Consider the following 24,494-nt stretch of genomic DNA (forward strand, 5'->3'; position numbering starts at 1 on the left):
AGGCGCATGATCATGAACGTGCTTCATCTTCATACCAACGACTATACCGGGGGAGCCTCGGCTGTCGCCAAGGATTTGGTCAAGTGGCAGCGTGCGAACGGTCACAGCTCCAGTATGCTGGTCGGATACAAAGAAAGCGGCGATTCATGGTCCTATCCGTTCGACATCGGCACGAACACAGCCGCTGCAGCAGAGCTCAAGTCTTCCGGTTGGTTGGACTTCGAATATGAAGGTAGCCGCGATCTGGCAAGCAATCCGCTGGTACAAGAGGCGGACTTACTGCACCTTCACAATCTTCATGGCTATTATTTTCATCCTGCAGCCTTGCAGCCGCTGACTTCTTCCAAGCCTACGCTATGGACTTTGCATGATATGCAGTCAATTACGGGGCACTGCGCCCATTCTTTCGAATGCGGGAAGTGGGAGACGGGCTGCCACGCTTGCCCTGATTTAAATACGTATCCCAGAGTGCTGACCGATAATGCGGGACCGTTATGGACTTTTAAAAAAGAAATCTACGATCGTTCAAGCTTTCACGTCGCGGTACCCTCGTTATGGTTAAAAAAGAAAGCGGAAAAAAGCATTTTAAAGAATCATCCGATACGATTGATATACAATGGCATCGATACGGACGTCTTCAGCCCTCATCCTTCCGTTGCGAATCGCCAAGCCCTTCGCGAGAAGTATGGCATAGCGGAGACGACGCTTGTGGTAGGCGGCAGCGCAAACGGCGGCTTGTCGAATCCCTACAAAGGAGGCCAATACGCCGAAGAAGTGATTCGGCGTTGCAGCCAGAAGTTCGACGACTTTTTGTTTTTGAATATTGGAGGGGATGCCAGTTCCCCAAATCCCAATATAAGGAATATGGGATATATTCATAACAAAGAAGAACTGCGGGATGTTTATTCGCTCCTTGATTTATTTTTATTCACTTCCGTTGCCGACAATTGTCCGCTCGTTATTTTAGAAGCGATGTCCATGGGGATTCCGATCGTCGGTTTTGCTACCGGAGGCGTACCCGAATTGGTACGGGACGGCGAGGAAGGCTACCTGGTGGCGCCGCGGGATGCCGACTCGCTGACGGAGCGGGCGCTCTCGTTGCTCCAAGATCGGGAGCGCCGCCGACTGTTCTCGAAGGAGTCGAGGCGCAGGGCCGAGCGCCATTTTTCGCTCGAAGCGATGAACAATGCTTATCAGTCGGCCTATTCCGATGTCATTCAATCGCCAGAACGGCTGACGTTCCATTCAGCTAAGCGGACAGATGCGAATCCGCGCCCGTCAGTAAAAGCAAAGTTGATCATCGTTTTTGTGGGGAAGGAACGGCACGACAGCGCATTGTTGTTCGACCAAGCGCGCGAGAGCCTGTCCGATCTTTACGAGGTAGAACGATGGACTGAATCCCGTTTGTCCTCCCGCGAATTGGGGGCGAACGATCTCGTGTGGCCCATCCATTCGGAGATGAACGTTCAGCCCCAAGACCTGCCTTTTGTTCTCTACGATGCGCTGGATGTGGACTTCATTTGGACAGATCCGGTACTGCGCCGAAGGAGCGGCAGAAAGTTCTACAAACCTTTACGAATCGATTTGGAAGCGGACTCTGGTCTCGTTCGCCTTTCGACGCGCAGACTCGGAGCCGTCATCTTCAGTGGTTCTTTTTTCAATACTCATAAAGCCGCCATCATGAATGGGCATCCCATACAGACGAATGTCGGACGGCAAAAGCATTATCACACGGTTATGGTAAACTTGTTCTTGGACAATCATGTTCGGGAACAATTAAGGACGTCCGGCGCGGATCGGTTTTATCTTTACGGTGCGGGCGGACATACCTCAGAGTTGCTACGGGAGCTTGAAGGTAATACGGCATTCGAAGGAATCGTGGATAGCAATCCTTCGCTTAGCGGGAAAGAGATGGCGGGATTGCCGGTAGTTAATATAGAACAAGCGCTATCCGACGAGAAGATCGGCATTTTGATTTCTTCTTCCAGCTACGAGCAAGAGATTTTCGAACGGCTTGCGTCAATAGGGAACAATCCTATTATTCGAATCTACAGGGAAAGGGAGTGAGCATGATATATAAGGATAGGTCTGGCAGTCAGCCGCTCTCGGGGGGGCCAACCGCCCTTTTTACATCCGTGGGTAGAAGGGTGCAACTGGTCCGGCACTTCGCCGAAGCCGGCTGGCGAGTGATCGGAGCGGATTTAAATCCTGCCGACTGTGCGGCTCAGGTGATATGCAGCAAGGTGCATGCTGTGCCGCCCTGTTCGGCAGGGCAACGCTATTACGACAGGCTTTTGGAGATATGCCGGCTTGAGCAGATCGATTACCTGATCCCGTTGTACGAACCCGAACTCATCGGTTTGGCCGGAAGACAACGAGACTTCCAAGACTCCGGTACGACTGTCATCGTTTCTCAGGCCTCTTCTTTGGAGCTTTGCTTGAACAAGTTTCGTTTGTTTCAATTTCTTCGAAGTCATGAATTCGATACGCCGGATACCTACTTGGAACCGGACAAGATCGATCATACGGAACGGAAGGGCTCCCGATGGGTCGTAAAGCCGGTGACGGGCATGGGAAGCAAGAATATTCATATCGTCTCGCCAGACGAACTGTGCGCTGCTTATGGGCAAGTAAAATCGCCGCTTATTCAACGTTTCGTCCATGGGCAGGAATATAGCATCGATGCTTATGTGGATCAAGCGGGCAATGTACGATCCGTCGTGCCGAGGAAGCGTCTGGTTGTTCGCTCGGGCGAGGTCAGCAAGTCTATTACCGTTGAGGACGAGGCGGTTACGAGAGAAACGGTTCGACTTCTTGCGGCATTGCAATTGTACGGCCCGGTCACTGTGCAGGGAATTAAGGAGTCCGACACGGGACGATTTTATTTTATCGAAGTCAATCCGCGATTTGGCGGCGGGGTACCCCTCAGCATGCGGGCGGGGATTCCTTATGCGGAATGGATCGCCGACCGGAACTGCGATTGGAACGGAACGCTGCAGCCTTATCAAACCGGCCTTAAGATGCTAAGATACGATGAAGCCTTATTCGTAGAAGATTAGAACGGATGGTTGGATGAAAAACGTATTGATATACCCCTGCGGCACGGCAGAAGGTTTGGAGCTGAATCGTGCGCTTGGCCAGATGATCCATTATCGTCTCTACGGTCTCGGCGACAGGGAGGGTGATCCGGGCGAGCTCGCGTATCTTCGCTATGAAGGGTTTCTTGCCGTCGAAGACGCCAAAGCGTTGGAAAAGCTGGAAGAGATCGTAGACAGGCTTAGTATCGATTATATATACCCGGCCGATCCGGAAGCGCAGCGGCTTCTGATGGCAAACAAGTCTAAGCTAAGAGCTACGGTCGTCGGCTCCCCACACGATACGCTCGTGCTTTGCGGCGATAAACGAAAAGTGGACGCCCTTTCGGTACAGCTCGCAGCTTCTCTTGATCAGACGCCTGTGGATCCCGGGAGCAAAAAGGTTGAGGCTGAATATGAAGTTCTGGCTTTCACGGATCTCCAAGGACGGCTAAGATTCAGCAGGGCGCTCAGAAGCGAGGATTCTTCGATCTTAGAGTGCGACGGAGAGAGCCCGGTTGGACGGCAGTTAAGCGATCTCGCGGAGGCGTTAAATCGGCAGCTTGCATTTGAGGGTGCATGGTCCTTTCGCGTGTCCCATCCAGTCTCGGCTAACGCCAGAATCACGGGCATCGAATCGGGGTATAGCGCTCGCTTTGCTTATTATAGAAACAAAGGAATCAATATCGCGACGCTATCCTTGTTCGATCGCATGGGACATCAGATTGAGTTCCGGGAGCAGCAGCCGGGCTTGCGCGCCATGGAATATACCCAGTTGCGATACAGGCTCGAATACGAATATGATCACGTATATATCGACCTTGACGATACGCTGATCGTGAACGGCGCCGTTAATCCGATGCTTGCGGCCTTTATTTATCAGTGCAGGAACAAAGGCAAGTCGGTACACTTAATTACAAAGCATCGCGACGTGCTTCACGATACGTTGGAGAGATATCGGCTTCTCGCGTTGTTCGATCAAATCGTGTGGCTGAAGAGCTTGGACCAAAAGTGCTTGCATATGAAAAACAAACGCGCGATTTTTATCGACGATTCATTCTCGGAACGCAAGCAAGTGTCGGAGCGCTTAGGCATTCCCGTATTCGAGGTTAGCGCGGTGGAATGTCTATTGGATTGGAGACAATAATCGGTTTATGGGCCGATCGTCGAAGGAGAATTCGGATGAACAGAGATTTTCGCATAGTGGAACGCCAGATCGGCAGAGGATTTAAGCCTTTCGTGATCGCCGAGATGTCGGGCAATCACAATCAATCTTTGGATAGGGCGCTGGCCATCGTAGATGCGGCTGCTGACGCAGGGGTGGATGCGTTGAAGCTGCAAACTTATACGGCCGATACGATGACGCTCGACATTGACGAAGGGGATTTTTTCATCAGCGATGAAGCCAGCTTGTGGAAAGGGGCCTCTCTTTACAAGCTGTACCAGGAAGCTTATACGCCATGGGAATGGCACGAACCCATTTTTCAAAGATGTCGCGAACGGGGGTTGATTGCGTTCAGCACGCCGTTCGACGAAACCGCCGTCGATTTTTTGGAGCGGTTGGACGTTCCTGCATACAAGATCGCATCATTTGAAAATACGGATATACCGCTTATCCGCAAAGTGGCGCAAACAGGGAAGCCCTTGATCATCTCTACAGGAATGGCCTCCGTATCCGAGCTAGACGAGACCGTCAGAGCTGCAAGGGCAGCCGGGTGCAACAATCTGGTTTTGCTTAAATGTACCAGTACTTATCCTGCGACGCCGGAAAACTCTAACTTGTCTACCATGCCGCATCTGGCGGAGTTGTTCGATTGCCATGTCGGTATTTCGGACCATACGATGGGAACCGGCGTCAGCGTGGCCAGCGTAGCTTTGGGCGGTGTCGTCATCGAGAAGCACTTTACGCTTTCCCGCGCCGAAGGAGGCGTAGACTCGGCTTTTTCCATGGAACCTCACGAGATGGCGGCTCTTGTCCGCGAATCGGAGCAGGCTTGGCAGAGTCTCGGACGTATTCAATACGGTCCGACAGCCATTGAAGTGCCTTCTTTGAAACACCGCCGTTCGCTATATTTCGTCAAGGATATCAAAGCGGGCGAAGTGCTGGATTCGACTCATATCCGCGCGATTCGACCGGGAGCGGGACTTTCGCCCAAACATATGGAGACGATTTTGGGAAGAACGGTTAGCCGTGACATCCAAAAGGGAACGCCGGTCAGCTGGGAGCTTCTGTAGAAGAGATAAAGATTCGGCACCGCGTTAGTATGTGCAGCATGACACCGATTTCGAGGAATCCGAAGGAGTGACATCTATGCGTACGATAATAATCATTCAGGCCCGGATGGGGTCTTCTAGGCTGCCAGGAAAGGTATTGATGCCGCTTGGCGAAAGCTGCGTGTTGGATTATGTCGTAACGCGCTGCAAAGCGGTGAATGGAATCGCCGAAGTGGTCGTGGCTACCACGGCGCTCTCGCAGGACGACCCGATTGTTCAATGGTGCGCGGAAAACGGAGTCGCGTATGCCCGCGGTTCGGAGGAAGACGTGCTTCAGCGGTTTGTGGATGCCGCCGGTTCGTACTCGCCGGATTGGATCATTCGCGTCACGTCTGATTGTCCGTTCGTAGACTATGAGTTGGCATCCGATATGACGGCGTTGATAGGCCATACAGATGCAGTTCTCATCGTGTGGAGCCACGCCATGCCTCGCGGCCTCGCCGTAGAACCCGTTTCCTACGGAGCGCTATTAAAGATGGCTGAAGTTGGGACAGAGCCCAGGCACCGGGAGCATGTTACCTATTACGCACACGAATATCCGCAGGCGTTCCGGCGCACGGCAGTACAGGTTCCCGCCGCTCTTCAATATCCGGCGTTGAGGATCACGCTGGACACGGAAGAGGATTACGCGCTTTGCAAAGCGATAGCGGAAGCCTTCCCGGGCGACAAGCTGATTCCCTCCACCGAGGTCGTCTCCTTTTTGAATCTTCATCCGGACATTCGCGCGCTTAATGCCCATATCGAACAAAAGCCGGTCGTCTAAAGAGATGCGGACGGTCGTTTTTCGAGCGGATGCTTCCGTAGCGTCAGGAACAGGGCACGTTATGCGATGTCTGGCCTTGGCAGACGAATTGGCTTCTGCAGGATGGAGTGCGCTATTTATCTGCAGACGGCTCGAAGGCCACATCGGCGGTTATATCCAGGCGCGCGGCCACGAGCTTGCCTGGCTTGATTGCGACACGGCGCTAAAGCGGGAAGTGTCGGGCGCTATCGCGGACGACGCCGCAAGGACATCTCGAATTATACGGGACCTCGGCAAGCCACCAGCGCTGCTCGTCACCGATCATTATGCGATCGACGCAAAGTGGGAGAGTCTTTTGCGACATGACGTGGTTAAAATAATGGCCATTGACGACCTTGCTGACCGCTTCCATGACGCAGACTTGCTTTTGGACCAGAATTGGTTGGACGAGACGCTGGATCCGTACCGCGACCTTGTTCCCGCTCATTGCTTGACGCTGTTAGGGCCCAAGTATCTGCTATTGCGCCGGAATTTTTACGAGGCCAGACAAACATTGCGCCCAAGGGATGGCATTATACGCCGAGTATTGATTTTCTTCGGAGGAAGCGATCCGACGCAGGAGACTGAAAAGGCGTTGGAAGCATGGTCTTCGTTCAGGCATGACCTGGAGGCCGATGTCGTCGTCGGCGGAGCTAATCCTCGAGGTTCCCGGGTTGCCGAACTGGTCTCCGAGCTAAAAGGCGTGAGAATGCATGTGCAAACCGATAATATGGCTGCGTTAATCGCCTCGGCGGATTATGGGTTAGGCGCCGGCGGCGTGGCGTTATGGGAGCGATGCTATCTTGGCTTGCCTTCGTCCGTGACTGTCGTGGCAGAAAACCAAACGTATAGCACTTCTGAAGCCGATCGTTTAGGGGCGGTGCACAGCATCGGATGGCACGCATTCGTTACTTCTTCGCATTACCGGGCAGTTCTTGAGGAAGCTATGTCGAAGCCCGGACGGTTGACTGCTATGAGTCTGAAGGGAATGCAGCTGACGGACAGCCGCCAAGAGAAAACGAGAAGCTTAGTTGCGAGCGAGGTTCTTGCGGTAATCGAACGATAACGGAAGGAGATTAACGATATGATGAAGGTACTGCTGACGGGAGGCGCCGGATTTATCGGCCGATGGGTAGGTAAGCGGCTGTTGGAAGACGGACATTCCGTTTGGATTGTTGACAATTTGTCTAACGGCCGAAAGGAGAACCTCGACGAGTTTCGGCAGCATGAAGGGCTGAAGGCGTTTATTGAAGGCTCTATTCTAGATGAAGCGCTGCTTTCCACCCTTTTTGAAGAGGTGAAATTCGATGTCTGTTACCATCTCGGCGCCTCGATTAACGTTCAGGATTCGATCGATGACCCACGAACCACCTTTGAAAACGATACGGTTGGGACGTTTCATATTCTAGAACAATGCCGCAAGCATCAAGTCAAGGTCGTGTTCATGAGTACTTGCATGGTATACGATCGTTGTACGGACCAAACCGGGATCAATGAACTGCATCCGACCAAACCGGCTTCGCCTTACGCCGGCGCCAAGATCGGAGCGGAGAACTTAGTGCTCTCGTATTACTTCGCTTATGGCCTTCCTACCGTTGTCGTACGTCCGTTCAATACATATGGTCCCTATCAAAAGACCGGGGGCGAGGGCGGCGTAGTTGCGATTTTCCTTAAAAACAAGTTGGCAGGAAAGCCGCTTAGCATATATGGAGACGGCACACAGACCCGGGATCTGCTTTACGTGGAAGATTGCGCGAAGTTTGTCGTAGAAACGGGGTATTCGGACGCGGCGAACGGTCACGTCATTAACGCTGGCTTGGGGCGGGACATCTCCATTAATGACCTGGCGATGCTGATCGTAAACAATGAATCTCAAATTCGACACGTCGAACACATCCATCCCCAAAGCGAGATTCAAAAGCTTCTTTGCAATTCGGAAAAAGCGCATAAGTTAATCGGATGGAGCCCGGCTGTCTCGCTGGAAGAAGGGATTCGCCGTACCGAGGACTGGATTCGTTCGACCAATCTGATCTAAAGAAGGCGGTTAGCATGCTAGAGAAGAGAGCGGACATGCTTCCTTACGGAAGCCAGTGGATCGATGAAGATGATATCGAAGCCGTCGTGAAGGTGCTCAAAAGCGATTTTATAACGCAAGGTCCGGCCATTGCGGACTTCGAAAATGCAGTCGCCGCCTACGTCGGCGCCCGGTATGCCGTAGCGTTCTGCAATGGGACCGCGGCTCTTCATGCAGCCTGCTATGCGGCGGGCATTGGGCCCGGCGACGAGGTCGTCACGACTCCGATTACCTTCCTCGCCAGCAGCAATTGCGCGTTATATATGGGCGCTAAGGTCGTCTTTGCCGATATCGATCCGCATACTTACAATATTGACCCCGATGAGATCGAAACTGCGATTACGGATCGTACGAAAGCTATTATTGCAGTCGATTTAACCGGTCAGCCTGCGGAGATGGATCGCATCCTGATGTTGGCCAAAGACCGTGGAATCGCGGTCATCCATGATGCGGCACATTCTCTCGGAGCGAGCTACGGCGGGAGCAAGGTAGGCACTTTTGGAGACATGACCATGTTCAGCTTTCACCCCGTGAAGCATGTGACAACCGGCGAAGGCGGCGTGATCGTCACGGACGACGAGCGATTAAAGACGGCGTTGCAAATGTTTAGGAATCATGGCATGACGCGAGATTCGAATCTCTTGACGCGCAATGGCGAGCCTTGGTATTACGAAATGCAAGCGTTGGGGTATAACTACCGCATGACCGATATGCAGGCCGCGCTTGGCCTCTCCCAGTTGTCTAAGTTGGACGGATTCGTACGCCGCCGTCGCGAGATCGCGGCTCGCTATAACGCCGCCTTCGAAGAAATGGCGGACGTCGTCTTGCCAAGACAGCATCCGTTGGCGGAATCCAGTTGGCATCTATACGTCATTCGCGTAAACGACCGGAACGCGGTCTTCGCTCGACTACGCGACTTGAATATCGGCGTGAACGTGCACTACATTCCGATTTACAAGCAACCGTATTACCGTGGCCTTGGTTATCGGGACGATCAATGTCCGAGAGCTGAGCATTATTACGAGACGGCGATAACGCTTCCGTTGTTCCCCAAGATGTCTGATGGGGACGTGGAGGATGTTATAAAAGCAGTACAGTTTGCGGTTAACTTTAATTCAACAGACTGATTTTCGAAATTTTGTCCACAGAAAAAGTTAGCCGGTCGGCTTGCGCCCAAAAAGCGTTCATAACAGAATGGATTATCGAATGCATGAAAAAGAAATGAATAAGCATGAAATTAAGTAATCGCTTTCAAAACCCCCATTGACACAAAACTTTCCATGATGGTATATTCGGGGAGAGGGCCAGGCCAAATCGCCTATGTCAATCGAATTGATGATGAAGGGAATGTTATGTACATGCAAGGTAAAGTGAAATGGTTCAACGCAGAGAAAGGTTACGGCTTCATCGAAGCTGAGCAAGGCGGCGACGTATTCGTTCACTTCTCCGCAATCCAAATGGACGGCTATAAGGCGCTCGAAGAAGGCCAGCCGGTCGAATTTGACATCGTACAAGGCGCTAGAGGCCCGCAAGCGGCAAACGTTATCAAAATCTAATTCTAGGCGCTTTCGAGCACCTGCCTATAGAAAAAGCAATGGTCCTATTTACGATTTAAGGCCACCCCGCCTCGGAGAGATCCGAGGTTTTTCTCTGTTTTACAGCGTTTTCACGATTGTTTTCAAAGTTAACAGAAAATTCGAAAGAATCTGCATATTGCTTTGAATTCAACGGCGCGGGTATGTTAAAATGAAGTCAGCAAAGGAGGATGCAGCATATGAAATATAATATTCGTGGTCAGCGCATGGAAGTCACACCGGCTCTTCGGGATTACGTCGAGAAGAAGCTTGCCAGGCTGGAACGGTATTTTGAAGCGCCTCCCCAAACCGACGGCAACGTGACGCTTAGCGTGACGAAGGGCAGCAATGCCGTCGAGGTCACCCTTCCGCTCCAAGGGTTGCTGCTCCGGGCAGAAGAAAAAAGCAACGACATGTACGCGTCGATCGACTTGGTCGTCGACAAACTTGAACGCCAAATTCGCAAACACAAAACGAAAGTGAATCGCAAGATTCGTCAGACTGCGGGAGCAAAAGGCGTCTTCAAGGAAGAGAACGCAAGCTCCAACGCGACGGCGACGCTCGTGCGCGAAGATGAGGACGAAAAGTTCGAAGTGGTACGCACGAAGCGCTTCTTATCTCCGCCGATGGCCATTGAAGATGCGATACTCGAGATGAACCTGATCGGCCATAATTTCTTCGTCTTCGCGAACGCGGAGACCAAGGAGACGAACGTCGTGTATCGCAGGGACGACGGTACTTATGGCTTGATTGAATCGGCTGTCTGACTCTCTTAAAACATAATTTTAAATCAAAAACCCAGCCCTCTTATCCGATATACGGAGAGAGGGCTTTTAGATAGGCGGCCCTACTGCAGGGAAGGCGGGGCGGCGTCATTTGAAGGTTCAATATCTTAAAAGCGCTTCGGTGCTCGTGGAGCATGAAGGCGTTCGCGTATTATGCGATCCGTGGCTGACGGATGGCATCTATTATGGCAGTTGGTATCACTACCCCCCGCTAGAGATAACGCCCGAAGATTTTTCGGACGTAGATTATATTTATATCTCTCACGTGCATCCCGATCACTTGGACCCGGAGACGCTTCGCCGATTGCCCGACCATATTCCGGTACTGATCGCCAATTACAAGGACCGTTTTGTACATAGAATTCTAAAACAGTGCGGCTTCGAGCAAATTATCGAGCTGCAGGGTCATCGCCCGTATCGTTTAGCCGACGACTTCTTTATTGAAGTGCTCGGGGCAGACTTCTGCGATCCGGCGCTATGCGGACATTCTTTTGCGTGCCAGCCCGAACCGGACAGGATCACGTACGCGCTTGATACGCTAGCGATTTTCCATGGAGGCGGGAAAGTCGTCGTCAATACGAATGATTGTCCGTATGGATTGACGGTATCGGCCTGCAAATACATGGTGGATCATTACGGAAAGGTGGATTTTTTGCTCGTCGGTTATGCCGGGGCGGGACCTTATCCGCAATGCTTTGAACATCAGGATGAAGAAGCGCTTATGCTAAAAGGAGAGCAGAAGAAGCGCCAATTCATTCGACAATGCTCGGACTATCTTGAGGCGCTGCGTCCGGATTATTTTCTGCCATTTGCGGGGCAGTATACGCTGGGCGGCAGGTTGTGGCATTTAAATCGCTTCAGGGGCGTACCCGAGCTTGAGGATTTAGAACTATTGTTCGCTTCTGAGCGAAGCGCGCGAGGGATTGCGTCCGAAATGGTGCTGTTAAACTCCGGGGAATGGTTCGATTTGAAGGAAGGTATTGCTTCCTCTCCTTACCGGCCGATTTCAATGACCGACAAGCTTGCTTACGTTGAAAGAGAGCTAAGCGGCAAAAGTTATATTTACGAGTCGGATACTCCGTGTACGAGCGATGAGTTGCTATTAAAACTCCAGGAAGCGCAACGTCATATGATCGGACAAATGGCTACGCGCGGAATCCGTCCAAGGCTGCACGATTGGAACGTGTATATGGACGTCGGCGACGAGGAGGGAATTTTCCACGTGCCATTAACTGAAGGAGAAGTTTCTCGTATTCCAATTCGAGATATCGTGGAGCCGTGCCTGGCGGTGCAACTGGATGCCAAGCTGCTAAAACGAATGCTTGAACGGAAGGCACACTGGAATAACGCGGAAATCGGATCTCATCTGCGTTTCAAGCGCGCGCCGGACGTTTTTGACAGGCCTTTGTTTACCGCGTTGTGCTATCTCCATCTTCCTTCATCCATCAAAGGTTGAGCAAACGGCGCTTTTCTTGCCCCCCTCCCGCTTAACTGCTAAAATAAATAGATACGGTCATCCCGCATAAGGGGAAGGGGTATCATATGCTCGGAATAGTGAAGAAGATATTCGGAGACGCCAACGAGCGCGAAGTGAAGCGACTGTCCAAGACGGTCGACGAGATCAACGAGCTGGAGTCTTCTATTAAAGGGCTGAGCGACGAACAGCTTCGTGCCAAGACGGACGAGTTCCGCGAGCGCCTGAATAAAGAAAATTTTGAACTGGACGATATTCTGCCGGAGGCGTTCGCGGTCGTACGCGAGGCCGCGGTGCGGGTGTTGAAGCAGCGCCACTACGACGTCCAGCTGATGGGCGGCATGGTGCTGCACAGCGGCAAGATCGCCGAGATGAAGACAGGCGAAGGCAAGACGCTCGTCGGCACGCTCGCTGTCTATCTGAACGCGCTCGCCGGCAAGGGCGTGCACGTCGTCACGGTGAACGATTACCTTGCGCAACGGGACAGCCAATTGATGGGACAGGTTTACAATTTTCTGGGAATGACGGTCGGCTGCAACCTGCACGGTCTTTCCCATGAGGAAAAGCAAGCCGCTTACGCTTGCGACATCACGTACGGCACGAACAACGAGTTCGGCTTCGACTATCTTCGCGACAACATGGTGCTGTACAAGGAGCAGATGGTTCAACGTCCGCTCTATTACGCCATCATCGACGAAGTCGACTCTATCCTGATCGACGAGGCGCGCACGCCGCTGATCATCTCCGGCCAAGCGCAGAAGTCGACGCAGATGTACTATCAAGCGGATCGCGTGGCGAGCCGTCTGTCCGAGACCGAGGACTTCACGATCGACGTGAAAATGCGGAGCATCGCGCTGACGGAAGCCGGCGTGACGAAGGTGGAGCAGGCGTTCGATATCGAGAACCTGTTCGCGCACGAGCACGTGCTGATTAACCACCACGTGAACCAGGCGCTGCGCGCGCGCTTTATTATGAAGCGCGACGTCGACTACGTCGTGCAGGACGAGGAAGTCGTCATCGTCGACGAGTTCACGGGCCGCTTGATGGCGGGCCGTCGTTATAGCGACGGGCTGCACCAGGCGATCGAGGCGAAGGAAGGCTTGGACGTCCAGAACGAGAGCATGACGCTGGCGACGATCACGTTCCAGAACTACTTCCGGATGTACCGCAAGCTGGCCGGCATGACCGGTACGGCGAAGACGGAGGAAGAGGAGTTCAAGCGGATTTACGGCCTCGAGGTCGTGCAGATCCCGACGAATCGCACCAATATCCGCAAGGACGTTCCGGATGTCGTCTACAAGACGGAGAACAGCAAGTTCCGCGCCGTCGTCGAGGAGATCGTGAAGCGTCACCAGACCGGCCAACCGGTACTGGTCGGTACGGTATCGATCGAGAACTCGGAGCGCGTGTCGGAAATGCTTAAGAAGAAGGGCATCAAGCACCAGGTGCTGAACGCGAAGTATCACGCCGAGGAAGCGGAGATTATCTCGAGCGCGGGCCAGCGCGGCACGGTCACGATCGCGACCAACATGGCCGGCCGCGGTACGGACATCCTGCTCGGCGATGGCGTGCCGGACATTGGCGGCCTTCATATCATCGGCACCGAGCGGCATGAGAGCCGCCGGATCGACAATCAGCTCCGCGGCCGCGCAGGCCGTCAGGGCGACCCGGGTTCCTCGCAGTTCTACCTGTCGATGGAGGACGAGCTCATGCGCCGCTTCGGCGCGGACAATATCATGGGCATGATGGAGCGTCTGGGCTTCGACGAGGACTCCCCGATCGAGAGCCGTCTCATCACCCGCGCGATCGAGTCGGCGCAGAAGCGCGTCGAAGGCAGCAACTTCGACGCCCGCCGCGTCGTCCTGCAGTACGACGACGTCATCAACCTGCAGCGGGAGAAGATCTATGGCGATCGTCGCCAGATCCTCGGCTCGGAGAAGATTCGCGACGTCGTTATGCCGATGATCAAGTCGGTCGTCGAGCGCGCGGTAGACAAGCACTGCCCGGGCGACGATGTGCCGGAGGATTGGGATCTCGAGGGTCTCGCAGGCTACGCGCACGCCAACTTCCTGCCGGAAGATCGCGTGAACAAGGACGACCTGTGGGGCAAGGAAAAGGAAGAGATCGTCGAACTCCTCATGGCGCGCATCGAGCAGCTGTACGGCGAGCGCGAAGAGATGATCGGCGAAGAGACGATGCGCGAGTTCGAGAAGGTCGTCGTTCTCCGCGCGGTAGACAGCAAGTGGATGGACCATATCGACGCGATGGACCAGCTGCGTCAAGGTATCCACCTGCGCGCCTACGGCGGCAACGATCCGCTTCGCGAGTATCAGTTCGAAGGCCACAATATGTTCCTGTCCATGATCGAGCGGATCGAGGAAGAAGTGACGCTCTACATCATGAAGGCGCAGGTCGAGAGCAACGTGAAGCGCGAAGCCGTCGCCGAAGGCCAAGCCGTCGATACCAAGGCCGAAGCCGGACCGAAGCGTCCTGCCCGTTCGCCGGAGCAGCGCGTCGGCCGGAACGACCCTTGCCCTTGCGGCAGCGGCAAGAAATACAAAATGTGCCACGGTCGCATAGACTGATCGAAGGCACGGGAGCGGTGCTCCGCCGGGCGGCCTAACCGGGCCGCGTCCGGTGAGCATCGCTCTTGCATGTCGGGAGATCGGCTGCGATTGTTGAACTTACAGGGACAGCGAAGATACAGAAAGCAACTTCGGACCGCAAGCCGGGCCGCATTCTACGATGAGGTGATTTTAAATGGCCGTCAACGATTACACAGCCAAGCAAGACCTTCGCGAATCCGCGAAGCGACTCACGTATCTTAGGGGGTCTCTTTGACTTAGATCTCAAGCAGGAAATGATCGCAAACTTCGAGGAGAAAATGAGTGCGCCGGACTTCTGGGACGACAATGAGAAGGCGCAGGGCGTCATCTCCGAGCTGAATGCGGTCAAAGGCGTCGTGGAGCAGTATTCGACGTTAGCGGCCGAGCAGGAGGACCTGGAAGCGATGCAAGAGATGCTGGAGGAGGAGTCGGACGCGGACCTTGAGGTCGAGTGGGTCGGCAGCGTCAAAGCGCTGTCCAAGAAGGTCGACGACTTCGAGCTGCAGCTGCTGCTCAACCAGCCGTACGACAAGTCCCATGCGATCCTCGAGCTGCACCCGGGCGCGGGCGGCACGGAGTCGCAGGACTGGGCTTCGATGCTGTACCGGATGTACACGCGCTGGGCGGAAAAGAGGGGCTTCAAAGTGGAGCTGCTCGACTATCTGCCAGGCGACGAAGCGGGAATCAAGAGCGTCACCATCATGGTCCGCGGCTACAATGCTTACGGGTACCTGAAGGCCGAGAAGGGCGTGCACCGGCTCGTCCGTATCTCGCCGTTCGATGCGTCCGGCAGACGCCATACGTCATTCGTGTCCTGCGACGTCGTGCCGGAGATCCCGGACGATATCACGATCGAGATCCGTCCCGAGGATCTGCGCGTCGATACCTACCGGGCGAGCGGCGCCGGCGGCCAGCACATCAATAAGACCGATTCGGCGATCCGACTTACTCACTTGCCGACCGGGATCGTCGTCGCCTGCCAAACCGAACGCTCGCAGATCTCGAACCGCGACCGCGCGATGAAGATGCTCCAATCCAAGCTGTACGAAAAGAAGATCCAGGAGCAGCAGGCCGAGCTGGCCGCCATCCGCGGCGAGCAGCTGGACATCGCCTGGGGCAGCCAGATCCGCTCGTACGTTTTCCACCCGTACAGTATGGTGAAGGATCATCGTACAAGCGTGGAGATGGGCAACGTACAGGCGGTCATGGACGGCGATATCGATCCGTTCATCGACGGCTACCTGCGCAGCCAGATTAAGACAGATCCGGCTGCGGCCGCCGAATAACCGATCGGCACGCGCACCTTATTCGAATAAAGCATGCGGCAAGTTCCGACACTAATGGCAACGCGAGGAAACGTTTCTTCCGATCGCCGGCACTGCTCCCCTCAACGGGAAGCGATGTCGGCATCCGTTCGAAGTGAACCTATCTCGCCGGCCCGAGTGAAGGGGCTTGCCCTTTTTTGTATGCAACTACATGCTCTAAAATAAAAGAAAGTGGGCTTCCTACGATGGAAAATGCAAACGAAGCGAATGGCGCCGAGCTTCCTCTTCATCCGGAGCCAAGGCCGAACAAGCGCCGCCGCAAGCCGCGCTCGCCGCTCTATCGCAATACCGTGTCGATGGCGCTGCTGCTCGTCGGCTCCTTCCTGATTGCGGTCAGCTTCAACCTGTTCTTCCTGCCCAACAACATCGCCTCCGGCGGCGTCTCAGGCATCTCGGTCATCGTCAACTACCTGGCCGATATTAAGCCCGCCTACACCCAGTGGACGCTCAACATCCCGCTCTTCCTCGCGGGCCTCGCCGTCTTCGGCGGCCGCTTCGGCATCAAGACTGCCGTCGGCTCCGTCGTGCTGCCGCTGTTCGTGCTGCTCACCGCGCACTGGACGCCGCCGACGCACAACCCGCTGCTCGCCGCCATCTACGGCGGCCTCGGCGTCGGTCTCGGCCTCGGCCTCGTCTTCCGCGGCCAGGCATCCACCGGCGGCCTCGACACGGCCGCGCAAATCCTGCACCGCTTCACCGGGCTGCGCCTCGGTCTGGCGGTCGCCACGCTGGACGGCCTCGTCATCCTCTCGGCCGGCATCCTCATCGCGCCCGAGAACGCGCTCTACGCCCTCATCGGCTTGTTCGTCACGAGCAAGACGATCGACGTCGTGCAGACGGGGCTGCAGACGTCAAAGGCCGCCTTCATCGTGACGACGCAGCCGGAAAAGGTGTCGCAGGCCGTGCTCATCGACCTGGACCGCGGCCTCACCAAGCTGCAGGGCGAGGGCGGCTACACCGGCCAGCAGCGCCCTGTGCTCATGACGGTCGTCGGACAGAACGAGGTGACCCGCCTTAAGTTGCTCGTGCAGGACGCCGACCCGGGCGCCTTCGTCATCATCACGAACGCGGCGGAGGTGTTGGGTGAGGGATTTCACGAGCCGCATCCGCCAGCCAGGCCGAGCGTATCCAACAAGCCGAATGTGCCGGTCGCGCCGAAAGGGTCAAAACCCGGCGGCTAAGCCGAGCCATTCATGAATATCCTCGATACATCCATCAAAAATAACCTTACCTTCCAGCCGATTCTTTCATTGAATAAATAATCATTCGAATGTATAATGATACACATCGACAACCGGACCCCGCGTGCCGCCGAGCCGCCGTCCGCCGCGTCCCGCAGCGCCGACCTGGCAGCTGCATCTTACATAGCCGGGACGCGGCGGCGGGGCTCAACTTGTTTTAGACATCCCCATCGCGATCCGGTACAATGGGAATAGTTTGCCATGAACGGCGGGCGCGCGCCCCTTCGCGCTAGCGTCCCATTCCTTTATACAGCAAGGAGTGTATGTAAAATGCCATCATCTTCATCATCATCTTCGGCACCATCTAAGGTGCGCGCCGCCATCGTCGGATCGACCGGCTACGGCGGGGTCGAACTGATCCGCTTGCTGGCCGCCCATCCTTACGTGACGGTCACGTCCGTCATCTCCTCGTCCAATGCGGGCGAACCGTTCGCGGCCGGTTATCCGCATCTGACGGAGATCCGCACGGACATCCTGGACGCCGTCGATCCCGAACTGATCGCGGGCAAGGCCGACGTCGTATTCTTCGCGACGCCGCATGGCGTCAGCACGAAGCTGGCGAGTCAGTTTCTCGCGGCGGGACTCAAGGTCATCGACCTGTCCGGCGACTTCCGGCTGAAGAACAGGGACAGCTACGCCCAGTGGTACAAAAAAGAAGCGCCGCAGCAGGACGAACTCGAGCGAGCGGTGTTCGGCATGAGCGAGCTGTTCGGCGACGAGGTGCGCGGAGCTAGCTTCGTTACCAATCCGGGCTGCTTCCCGACGGCGACGACGCTCGGTCTGTATCCGGCGGTCAAGGCCGGCTGGATCGACCCGGACAGCATCATCGTCGACGCGAAGACCGGCGTGTCCGGCTCGGGCCGCGGGCTGAACATGAACGCTCATTTTTCCGAGGTCAACGAGAACTTCAAGGCGTACAAGATTCACCAGCACCAGCACACGCCGGAGATCGAGCAGACGCTGGCGCGCGCAGCGGGTGCGCCGGTGACCGTGTCGTTCACGACGCATCTCGTGCCGATGACGCGCGGGATCATGAGCACGATGTACGCGAGCCTGACGGACAAGAGCCGCACGACGGCCGATTTCCGCGAGCTGTACAATCAGTTCTACGAGGGCCGGCCCTTCGTGCGCGTGCGTCCAGAGGGGACGTATCCGTCGACCAAGGAAGTGTACGGCTCGAACTACTGCGACATCGGCGTGCTCGTCGACGAGCGGACCAAGCGCCTGACGGTCATCTCCGTCATCGACAACCTCGTCAAGGGCGCGTCGGGCCAGGCGATTCAGAACTTGAACTTGATGATGGGCTGGGACGAGACGACGGGTCTGACGTTCCTGCCGGTCTATCCATAACGGACGGGGGAACGAGAGCGACATGGGGAAGAGCTATCTCATCGTGCCGGACGGCGGCGTGACGACGCCCAAGGGCTTTAAAGCGGGCGGACTGCACTGCGGTCTGAAAAAAACGGAGCGTCACGATCTCGGCGCGATCGTCAGCGAGGTGCCGGCATCGGCTGCGGCGGTGTATACGACCAACTTATTTCAGGCGGCACCGCTGCAGGTGACGCGCGAGAGCCTGGCGGAAGAAGGCCTGCTGACCGCGGTGCTCGTCAATAGCGGCAATGCCAACGCCTGCACCGGCGCCCAGGGCGAAGCCGACGCGTACGCGATGCGCGCGCAGATCGCCGAGGCGCTCGGCGTGGCGAAGCACCAGGTCGCCGTCGCCTCGACCGGCGTCATCGGCGAGCCGCTCAAGATGGACCGCGTGAGCGCAGGCATCGTGCGTCTGCCTGAGCGCCTGAAGGGCGACGCGGCGGGCTCCGACGATTTTTGCCAGGCGATTCTGACGACCGACCTGGTCAAGAAGACCGCCTGCGTCCGCGTCGTCGTGGACGGCAAGGAAGTCACGATCGCCGGCGCGGCCAAGGGCTCCGGCATGATCCACCCGAACATGGCGACGATGCTCGGCTTCGTCACGACGGACGCCGCCGTCGGTTCCGCGGCGCTTCAGACGCTGCTGCGCGACATCACGAACCTGACGTTCAACATGATCACCGTCGACGGCGACACCAGCACCAACGACATGCTCGTCGCGATGGCCAACGGCCTTGCAGGCAATGTCGAGCTGACGCCTGCGCATCCGGACTGGGCGGCGTTCGCCGAAGGGCTGCGCTACGTGTGCGAGGAGCTGGCCAAGGCGATCGCGCGCGACGGCGAAGGCGCGACCAAGCTGATTGAGACGACCGTCGCGGGCGCCGCCAGCGACGCTGACGCGCAGGCAATCGCCAAAACGATCATCGGCTCGAGCCTGGTCAAGTCGGCGGCGTTCGGCGCGGACGCCAACTGGGGCCGCATCATCGCGGCGGCGGGGCGCGCAGGCGTTCCGCTGAACGTGAACACGGTCGACGTGCGGCTCGGCGACATCCTCGTGCTCGAGCAGTCGCGCCCGATCGCGTTCGACGAAGACGCGGCGCTGGCTTACCTCAAGGGCGACACGGTCGCGATTCGCGTCGACCTGCATATGGGCAGCGGCCAGGCGCTGGCCTGGGGCTGCGACCTGACCTACGATTATGTGCGGATCAATGCCGCTTACCGGACATAGGGGGGCGCAGCGATGGCATTCGTAATGAAATGCGGCGGCAGCACGCTCGCCGCGCTGCCGGACGCGTTCTTCGAGGATCTGCGCGACCTGCAGGAGAGCGGGGCGCAGCCGGTCATCGTGCACGGCGGCGGCCCGGCGATTAACGAGACGCTCGGCCAACTCGGCATTGAGAGCCGCTTTGAAGGCGGCTTGCGCGTAACGGACGAACCGACGCTCGAGGTCGTCGAGATGGTGCTCGCCGGCCGCATCAACAAGCAGATCGTGCGGCGGCTGCAGCAGAGCGGCGCGAAGGCGCTCGGCCTGTCCGGCACCGACGGGCGGCTGATCGAGGCGCAGCCCGTGGCGAACGCGGACGTCGTCGGCCTAGTCGGCGACGTGACCGGCGTCAATGCCGAGCTGATCCAAGGCATCGTGGCGCTCGGCTACCTGCCCGTCATCGCGCCGATCGGCATCGACGCGGCCGGCCAGCGGTACAACATCAACGCGGACACCGCCGCAGGCGCCGTCGCCTCGCATCTGGGCGTCGCCACGATGATCGTCGTGACCGACGTGCCGGGCATCATGCGGACTGTGGACGGAGAGAAGCAGGTCCTGCCGCAGGTCACCTTCGCGCAGATCGAAGAGATGATCGCGAGCGGCGAGATTTACGGCGGCATGATCCCCAAGGTGCGGGCAGCTATGGCTTGCCTCACCGGCGACGTGCGCGAGGTGCTGATCGTCGACGGCGCGGCGCCGCAGGTGCTGAGCCGGGCGGTGAGCGGGGGCAACCTCGGCACCCGCATCGTACGCGAATAATTCAATTCACGAAGGAGTGGAAAACATGAGCAGCTTGTTCCCGACCTACGCACGCTATCCGATCGCCATCGTCAAGGGCAAAGGCAGCCGCCTGTGGGACGATCAAGGCAAGGAGTATCTCGACTTTATGGGCGGCCTGGCCGTCACCAATCTGGGCCATGTGCCGGACGAAGTGAAGGATGCGCTCGTGGCGCAGCTCGGGGAGCTGTGGCATGCGTCCAACCTTTTCGTGAACCCGTTCCAGGAAAAAGCCGCCAAGCTGCTGACCGACAATAGCTGCGCCGACGCCGTCTTCTTCTGCAACAGCGGCGCCGAAGCGAACGAGGCCGCGATCAAGCTGGCCCGCCGGTATCACCAGAAGGTGCTGGGCAACAATCGCTATGAAGTGATCACGTTTACGCAGTCGTTTCACGGCCGTACGCTGGCGACGCTGACCGCGACCGGGCAGGATAAGGTCAAGGAAGGCTTCCTGCCGCTGCCCGAGGGCTTCGTCCACGTGCCGCTGCACGATCTGCCTGCGCTGGAAGCGGCGATCACGAACCGCACGGCAGCCATTATGCTGGAGCTCGTGCAGGCCGAAGGCGGCGTCATCGTCGTCGACCCCGAATTCCTGCGCGGCGTCCGCGAGCTGTGCGACCGCCACGGCCTGCTGCTCATCCTGGACGAAGTCCAGACGGGCATGGGCCGTACCGGCAAGCTGTTCGCGCATCAGCACTATGACGTCGAGCCCGATATCTTCACGCTCGCCAAGGGCATCGGCAGCGGCTTCCCGGTCGGCGCCATGCTCGGCAAGGAGAAGCTGATCCCTGCCTTTACGGCCGGCTCGCACGCGACGACGTTCGGCGGCACGCCGATCGCCTCGACGGTCGTCGCCGCCACGGTCGAGTCGATTCTGAAGCAAGACGCGCCGGCGCGCGCAGCCGCTTCGGGCGAGTACTTGATCGCCAAGCTGAGCGAGAAGCTGCTGGATCTGCCGATCGTCACCGAGATCCGCGGCCGCGGCCTCCTCATCGGCATCCAGTGCACTGAGGCGGTCGCCGATTGGGTGAGCGAGCTGCACAAGCGCGGCCTGCTCGTCGTCTCGGCGGGACCGACGGTTATCCGCTTGCTGCCGAGCCTGCTCGTGTCGCGCGAGGACATCGACCGCGCGGTCGAGCTGATCGCCGCCGTCCTGACCGAAGCGGCCGCGGCGAAAGCCTCGAACTAATCGCGCCTTGGCCGGCTGCACGCTCGATCGCGGCCGGCCGGCGTTTCGCCAACACTATCACTAACGCGGGGTCTGTGCGCCCCTTTTCATACCAAGGAGGTATCGCCATGCCTAACCCGGCCGCAAACGCCGAAGAACTCGCCCAAGGCCTCAAGGGGCGGGATTTCCTGGGGCTCGTCGATTACCAGCCTGACGAGATCCGTTACCTGCTCGACCTCGCCATCGATCTTAAGCGCAAGCAGAAGACCGGCGAAGTCTATCAACCGCTCAAGGGCAAGACGCTCGGCATGATTTTCGAAAAATCGTCCACCCGTACGCGCGTATCGTTCGAGGTCGGCATGTTCCAGCTCGGCGGCCACGGCCTGTTCCTGAGCAAGAACGACATTCAGATGGGCCGCGGCGAGACGATTCGCGATACGGCGCAAACGCTGTCGCGTTATCTGAACGGCATCATCATCCGTACCTTTGGCCACCGCAACGTGGTCGAGCTGGCCCGCGGCGCTACGATCCCGGTCATCAACGCGCTGTCCGACCAGTCGCACCCGTGCCAGGCGCTCGCCGACTATCAGACGATCCTTGAGCACAAGGGCAAGCTGGAAGGCCTCAAGGTCGCGTACATCGGCGACGGCAACAACATGGTGCATTCGCTCATGATCGGCGCGAGCAAGCTCGGCATCCACTTCGCCAGCGCTTCTCCGGAGGGCTATGAGCCGGATGCGGAACAAGTGAAGTTGGCGCGCGAGTTCGCCGACCAATCCGGCTCCAAGGTCGATATCGTGCGCGACGCGCGCGAGGCGGTCGAGGGCGCAGACATCATCTACACCGACGTGTGGGCGAGCATGGGCTTCGAGGCCGAACAGAAGGAACGCGAGCGCGCGTTCAAAAACTACCAGGTCAACGAGGAGCTGGCCAAGCACGCCAAGTCCGACTACCTGTTCATGCACTGCCTGCCGGCGCACCGCGGCGAGGAAGTGAGCGAGGGCGTCATCGACGGCCCGCACTCCATCATCTTCGACGAGGCGGAGAACCGCCTGCACGCGCAGAAGGCCGTCATGGCCGCGATCATGTAACGACCGGCCGACGCGCCGTACCCATTTTTCCAATAGAGGAGCGTTCATCCCTACCATGGCAAAAGAAAAAATCGTGCTCGCCTACTCCGGCGGCCTGGATACCTCCGTCATCCTCACGTGGCTGAAGGAGACGTACGACGCAGAGATCATCACCTTCACGGCCGACATCGGCCAGAAGGAAGAGCTGGACGGCCTGGAGGAAAAAGCGATCAAGACCGGCGCCTCCAAGGTGTACATCGACGACCTGCAGGACGAGTTCGCCAAGGACTTCATCTACCCGATGTTCCAAGCGGGTGCGCTCTATGAAGGCCAATATCTGCTCGGCACCTCGATCGCGCGCCCGCTCATCGCGAAGCGCATGGTCGAGATCGCCCGCGCCGAAGGCGCTACCGCCATCGCGCACGGCGCGACCGGCAAGGGCAACGACCAGGTCCGCTTCGAGCTGACCGCTGCGGCGCTCGCGCCCGACATCAAGGTCATCGCGCCGTGGCGCGACGAGGCGTTCCGCGAAGCGTTTCCGGGCCGCGCCGAGATGATCGCCTACGCCGAGAAGCACGGCATCAACGTGCAGGCGTCCGCCGCCAAGCCGTACTCGATGGACCGCAACCTCCTGCACATCTCCTTCGAGAGCGGCATGCTCGAGGATCCGTGGTTCGACTCGAGCGCGGACGACGTGCAGGACATGTACGTGCTGAGCGTGTCGCCGGAGAAGGCGCCCGACCAAGCCGAGTACGTCGAGCTCGACTTCGAAGCGGGCAACGTCGTCGCCGTCAACGGCGAGAAGCTGTCCCCGCTCGAAGTGATGAACAAGCTCAACGAGCTGGGCGGCAAGCACGGCATCGGCCGCGTCGACATGGTCGAGAACCGCTTCGTCGGCATGAAGTCCCGCGGCGTGTACGAGACGCCGGGCGGCAGCATTCTTTTCACCGCTCACCGCAAGATGGAGTCGCTGACGATGGACCGCGACGTCATGCACCTGCGCGACTCGCTCATCTCGAAGTACAGCACGCTCGTGTACAACGGCTTCTGGTTCGCGCCTGAGCGTCTCGCGATCCAGGCGCTCGTGAACGAGAGCCAGAAAAACGTCACCGGCACCGTGCGCCTCAAGCTGTACAAGGGCAACATCCTGGCCGCCGGCCTCAAGAGCCCGGTCAGCCTGTACAACCCGCACATCGCCACGATGGAGGCCGACCCGACCCAGGCGTACGACCAGGGAGACGCGACCGGCTTCATCCGCCTGAACGCGCTGCGTCTCAAGGTATCGTCCGGCGTGAACGGCGCTTCGGGCGTTTAATACAAATGCAAAGATAAGCGGTTCGTCCGCAAGCAACACCCGCAACACTCGCAACACCCGCAACACCCGCAACACCCGCAACACCCGCAACACCCGCAACACCACGGAGATAACTGCATTTCTGCAGTTATCTCATTCCCTTTTTTAGCCGAAGAATGAATAGATGCAAATATGCAGTTATTTGACCGGATATCCACGCATTTGCGGAGTAAGTGGTGAATTAGCTGCACATTTGCAGTTAATTGACGATCTGCTTCGTCACACTGCTCATTTAGCTGCATATTTGCAGTTATTCGCAAAAGAGGCACAGATCGCGAGGCT

General features: G+C 57.4%; 20 protein-coding genes. All 20 read left to right on the forward strand.

Annotated elements, in window-relative coordinates; all coding sequences use genetic code 11:
* Positions 1–6 precede the first annotated feature (6 nt).
* Positions 7–2,067: a glycosyltransferase gene (locus BM235_RS21380; RefSeq protein ID WP_090116267.1), complete on the forward strand. Its 2,061-nt coding sequence runs from the start codon at positions 7–9 to the stop codon at positions 2,065–2,067.
* A gap of 2 nt (positions 2,068–2,069) precedes the next feature.
* Complete coding sequence (locus BM235_RS21385) at positions 2,070–3,059, forward strand: ATP-grasp domain-containing protein (RefSeq protein WP_090116268.1); 990 nt, start codon at positions 2,070–2,072, stop codon at positions 3,057–3,059.
* A gap of 13 nt (positions 3,060–3,072) precedes the next feature.
* On the forward strand, positions 3,073–4,221 hold the full coding sequence (locus BM235_RS21390; protein ID WP_090116269.1) for a hypothetical protein: 1,149 nt from the start codon (positions 3,073–3,075) through the stop codon (positions 4,219–4,221).
* Between the two features lie 35 nt (positions 4,222–4,256).
* Complete coding sequence (gene pseI, locus BM235_RS21395; RefSeq protein ID WP_090116270.1) at positions 4,257–5,309, forward strand: pseudaminic acid synthase; 1,053 nt, start codon at positions 4,257–4,259, stop codon at positions 5,307–5,309.
* 76 nt (positions 5,310–5,385) lie between these two features.
* Positions 5,386–6,111, forward strand: coding sequence for a cytidylyltransferase domain-containing protein (locus tag BM235_RS21400; protein WP_090116271.1), 726 nt, complete (start codon positions 5,386–5,388; stop codon positions 6,109–6,111).
* Between the two features lie 4 nt (positions 6,112–6,115).
* Positions 6,116–7,195: a UDP-2,4-diacetamido-2,4,6-trideoxy-beta-L-altropyranose hydrolase gene (gene pseG / locus BM235_RS21405; RefSeq protein ID WP_158543764.1), complete on the forward strand. Its 1,080-nt coding sequence runs from the start codon at positions 6,116–6,118 to the stop codon at positions 7,193–7,195.
* A gap of 21 nt (positions 7,196–7,216) precedes the next feature.
* Positions 7,217–8,164 carry a dTDP-glucose 4,6-dehydratase gene (locus BM235_RS21410; protein WP_090116350.1) on the forward strand — a complete coding sequence of 316 codons (948 nt, stop codon included), beginning with the start codon at positions 7,217–7,219 and terminating at the stop codon, positions 8,162–8,164.
* Between the two features lie 14 nt (positions 8,165–8,178).
* Entirely contained in the window at positions 8,179–9,330 is a 1,152-nt protein-coding gene (gene pseC, locus BM235_RS21415; protein ID WP_090116273.1) for a UDP-4-amino-4,6-dideoxy-N-acetyl-beta-L-altrosamine transaminase, read from the forward strand.
* 231 nt (positions 9,331–9,561) lie between these two features.
* Entirely contained in the window at positions 9,562–9,759 is a 198-nt protein-coding gene (locus BM235_RS21420) for a cold shock domain-containing protein (protein WP_143106717.1), read from the forward strand.
* A gap of 218 nt (positions 9,760–9,977) precedes the next feature.
* Positions 9,978–10,544: a ribosome hibernation-promoting factor, HPF/YfiA family gene (gene hpf, locus BM235_RS21425; protein ID WP_090116275.1), complete on the forward strand. Its 567-nt coding sequence runs from the start codon at positions 9,978–9,980 to the stop codon at positions 10,542–10,544.
* A 109-nt stretch (positions 10,545–10,653) separates the two neighbouring features.
* The gene (locus tag BM235_RS21430; protein ID WP_158543763.1) at positions 10,654–12,018 is read left to right on the forward strand and encodes an MBL fold metallo-hydrolase; all 1,365 of its coding nucleotides are present in this window, start codon (positions 10,654–10,656) and stop codon (positions 12,016–12,018) included.
* A gap of 86 nt (positions 12,019–12,104) precedes the next feature.
* Positions 12,105–14,621: a preprotein translocase subunit SecA gene (gene secA, locus BM235_RS21435; protein ID WP_090116277.1), complete on the forward strand. Its 2,517-nt coding sequence runs from the start codon at positions 12,105–12,107 to the stop codon at positions 14,619–14,621.
* Between the two features lie 175 nt (positions 14,622–14,796).
* Positions 14,797–15,928 (forward strand): peptide chain release factor 2 gene (gene prfB, locus BM235_RS21440; RefSeq protein ID WP_110468884.1). Its coding sequence is split into 2 segments (ribosomal slippage): positions 14,797–14,874 and positions 14,876–15,928, totalling 1,131 coding nucleotides; the frame shifts between segments, so codons are not numbered across the junction.
* 224 nt (positions 15,929–16,152) lie between these two features.
* Complete coding sequence (locus BM235_RS21445; protein ID WP_090116279.1) at positions 16,153–17,148, forward strand: YitT family protein; 996 nt, start codon at positions 16,153–16,155, stop codon at positions 17,146–17,148.
* Between the two features lie 330 nt (positions 17,149–17,478).
* Positions 17,479–18,558 carry an N-acetyl-gamma-glutamyl-phosphate reductase gene (gene argC / locus BM235_RS21450; RefSeq protein ID WP_090116280.1) on the forward strand — a complete coding sequence of 360 codons (1,080 nt, stop codon included), beginning with the start codon at positions 17,479–17,481 and terminating at the stop codon, positions 18,556–18,558.
* Between the two features lie 22 nt (positions 18,559–18,580).
* A complete protein-coding gene (argJ, locus tag BM235_RS21455) occupies positions 18,581–19,807 on the forward strand; it encodes a bifunctional glutamate N-acetyltransferase/amino-acid acetyltransferase ArgJ (protein ID WP_090116281.1) in 1,227 nt (408 codons plus the stop codon).
* 12 nt (positions 19,808–19,819) lie between these two features.
* Positions 19,820–20,602 carry an acetylglutamate kinase gene (gene argB / locus BM235_RS21460; RefSeq protein ID WP_090116282.1) on the forward strand — a complete coding sequence of 261 codons (783 nt, stop codon included), beginning with the start codon at positions 19,820–19,822 and terminating at the stop codon, positions 20,600–20,602.
* Positions 20,603–20,627: 25 nt separating this feature from the next.
* Positions 20,628–21,809, forward strand: coding sequence for an acetylornithine transaminase (locus BM235_RS21465; protein ID WP_090116283.1), 1,182 nt, complete (start codon positions 20,628–20,630; stop codon positions 21,807–21,809).
* Positions 21,810–21,916: 107 nt separating this feature from the next.
* Positions 21,917–22,879 (forward strand): ornithine carbamoyltransferase, encoded by a 963-nt coding sequence (gene argF / locus BM235_RS21470; RefSeq protein WP_090116284.1) that lies wholly within the window; start codon positions 21,917–21,919, stop codon positions 22,877–22,879.
* A gap of 55 nt (positions 22,880–22,934) precedes the next feature.
* Entirely contained in the window at positions 22,935–24,173 is a 1,239-nt protein-coding gene (locus tag BM235_RS21475; RefSeq protein WP_090116285.1) for an argininosuccinate synthase, read from the forward strand.
* Positions 24,174–24,494: the final 321 nt, after the last annotated feature.

This window comes from Cohnella sp. OV330 (assembly GCF_900112065.1).
Lineage (GTDB): Bacteria > Bacillota > Bacilli > Paenibacillales > Paenibacillaceae > Cohnella.

Bases quoted from the DNA above. Each gene is read 5' to 3' on its own strand.
- BM235_RS21380 (WP_090116267.1), top strand. From the start codon at position 7: ATGATCATGAACGTGCTTCATCTTCATACCAACGACTATACCGGGGGA.
- BM235_RS21385 (WP_090116268.1), top strand. From the start codon at position 2,070: ATGATATATAAGGATAGGTCTGGCAGTCAGCCGCTCTCGGGGGGGCCA.
- BM235_RS21390 (WP_090116269.1), top strand. From the start codon at position 3,073: ATGAAAAACGTATTGATATACCCCTGCGGCACGGCAGAAGGTTTGGAG.
- pseI (WP_090116270.1), top strand. From the start codon at position 4,257: ATGAACAGAGATTTTCGCATAGTGGAACGCCAGATCGGCAGAGGATTT.
- BM235_RS21400 (WP_090116271.1), top strand. From the start codon at position 5,386: ATGCGTACGATAATAATCATTCAGGCCCGGATGGGGTCTTCTAGGCTG.
- pseG (WP_158543764.1), top strand. From the start codon at position 6,116: ATGCGGACGGTCGTTTTTCGAGCGGATGCTTCCGTAGCGTCAGGAACA.
- BM235_RS21410 (WP_090116350.1), top strand. From the start codon at position 7,217: ATGAAGGTACTGCTGACGGGAGGCGCCGGATTTATCGGCCGATGGGTA.
- pseC (WP_090116273.1), top strand. From the start codon at position 8,179: ATGCTAGAGAAGAGAGCGGACATGCTTCCTTACGGAAGCCAGTGGATC.
- BM235_RS21420 (WP_143106717.1), top strand. From the start codon at position 9,562: ATGCAAGGTAAAGTGAAATGGTTCAACGCAGAGAAAGGTTACGGCTTC.
- hpf (WP_090116275.1), top strand. From the start codon at position 9,978: ATGAAATATAATATTCGTGGTCAGCGCATGGAAGTCACACCGGCTCTT.
- secA (WP_090116277.1), top strand. From the start codon at position 12,105: ATGCTCGGAATAGTGAAGAAGATATTCGGAGACGCCAACGAGCGCGAA.
- BM235_RS21445 (WP_090116279.1), top strand. From the start codon at position 16,153: ATGGAAAATGCAAACGAAGCGAATGGCGCCGAGCTTCCTCTTCATCCG.
- argC (WP_090116280.1), top strand. From the start codon at position 17,479: ATGCCATCATCTTCATCATCATCTTCGGCACCATCTAAGGTGCGCGCC.
- argJ (WP_090116281.1), top strand. From the start codon at position 18,581: ATGGGGAAGAGCTATCTCATCGTGCCGGACGGCGGCGTGACGACGCCC.
- argB (WP_090116282.1), top strand. From the start codon at position 19,820: ATGGCATTCGTAATGAAATGCGGCGGCAGCACGCTCGCCGCGCTGCCG.
- BM235_RS21465 (WP_090116283.1), top strand. From the start codon at position 20,628: ATGAGCAGCTTGTTCCCGACCTACGCACGCTATCCGATCGCCATCGTC.
- argF (WP_090116284.1), top strand. From the start codon at position 21,917: ATGCCTAACCCGGCCGCAAACGCCGAAGAACTCGCCCAAGGCCTCAAG.
- BM235_RS21475 (WP_090116285.1), top strand. From the start codon at position 22,935: ATGGCAAAAGAAAAAATCGTGCTCGCCTACTCCGGCGGCCTGGATACC.